Annotated in this window: 1 protein-coding gene; it reads right to left on the bottom strand. The window is 35.8% G+C overall.

Translation table 11 applies throughout. From position 1 onward, the window contains the following. Positions 1–44 precede the first annotated feature (44 nt). Positions 45–1,379: an ISL3 family transposase gene (locus FFM61_RS08915; RefSeq protein WP_137604636.1), complete on the bottom strand. Its 1,335-nt coding sequence runs from the start codon at positions 1,377–1,379 to the stop codon at positions 45–47. Between the last annotated feature and the right edge of the window lie 133 nt (positions 1,380–1,512).

The following is a 1,512-nucleotide window of genomic DNA, read 5'->3' as shown; positions in this document are numbered from 1 at the left end:
TTAAAGAGTTTGTGAAATATAGCTTGCGAATCTGACAAAAATTGTCAGATTCGCAAGTTTTTTTTAGTTAGTAGGGTCATAAAATTAGCGTCTATATGTTGGCGATTGAATAATTGTAGCCGTATTCTAAAAAAGTAATTTAATGCGTTACCGTAGCCATACGCTGTACGGCCAATTTGCTTAATACGGCGATTAATCCCTTCAATACGTCCGTTAGAATGCTTTTTTGAAAAAGCATTCCTAATGCCTTTTAGATTTTTCTTGTAACTGACCATTACCTGATCCATTGCTGAATGATTAGGTTCGTATTGCGATAAAATTTCTGAAAATTCATTAAATGACCGAGACTGTTGGGCACTTAATATGGTTTGGTAGACTTGATAAGCTTGTTTGAATTTTGGCGACAGACCAAAGACCAGTTGGAGGGCGTCTTGTGGATATAAATATTCGTTGATTCCTTTAAACCAACGAGGTTGTACTGTATTTATTTTTGACTGATCCGTAATAAAGAATTGCCAGTTAGATTTTAATAGCTTGTAGACACGACTACGCTTATTATCAATGGCCCTTTGTAAGGTGATACGTGTGGATTGTACGGCTTTCATGGCTAGTTGAATGATATGAAAACGATCAACGACAATTTGAGCGTTAGGAAACATCGCCCTTAAGGGTGTGCCATAGTTAGCGTTCATATCGGTGACGACATACTGTACACGTTGACGATTGGCTAAGTTATAGTTAGACAAATATCTGCGAATATCTAAACTAGTACGGGTTGGAAAAAGCTCAATCAAGTCACTCGTGGTACCATTTATCATTTCAAACCCATAATGATGCTTGGCATAAAGTACTTCATCAACACAAATGACTGCAGGCAATATTTTTGTATAATTCGTACGATATGCTTGAGCAGCATGATGGAGTAACCGATTAACCTTACTGTGTGATAGATGCAATATATAAGCAATATCCTTTTCAGAAATATCACGTTTTGCCAAATCAATCACTTGATACAATAAAGGTCGTGAAATAGTGGTATTAGTCATAAAGTCTTCTGATTGTGCTATAAATGTGCTTTGACACCGTCGACATTGATAGCGTTGTTTGGTTAATAATAAGATTTGTTGATAGCCATTTACTGTTGGTAATTTATATGAGGCAGTATCAGTACCCGCTAAATAGAAGTGATCGGATAATAATACGCCACATTGCGGACAATGTTCTGGAACTGTCGTTAATGTTGCGCGATAGCGTAAGGCTTGGTGTTGATTATCACCTATGGTCACCAATTCGTTAAAATTACCGTCATCAGAAATTAAAAATTTAATATTTTTGTCTGTTAAACCAACTGAATTTAGGATAGAATCATTAATGGACATCAATAAATACCTCGTATCTGTTTTTTTCGTCGATTACATTTTACGCCGGTATCTTACTGGTGTCTTTTTTTATGTGAAAAAGACAAAATAAAAAGCGTGAAATGTTTAGTTTCACGCTAGAAAGTATAGAGCC

This window comes from Weissella hellenica (genome assembly GCF_005405545.1).
Classification (GTDB): Bacteria; Bacillota; Bacilli; order Lactobacillales; family Lactobacillaceae; genus Weissella; species Weissella hellenica.
The sequence above is the reverse complement of the archived record's forward strand: the minus strand, read 5'-3'. Positions and strand labels throughout refer to the sequence as shown.

Bases quoted from the DNA above. Each gene is read 5' to 3' on its own strand.
- FFM61_RS08915 (WP_137604636.1), bottom strand. From the start codon at position 1,379: ATGTCCATTAATGATTCTATCCTAAATTCAGTTGGTTTAACAGACAAA.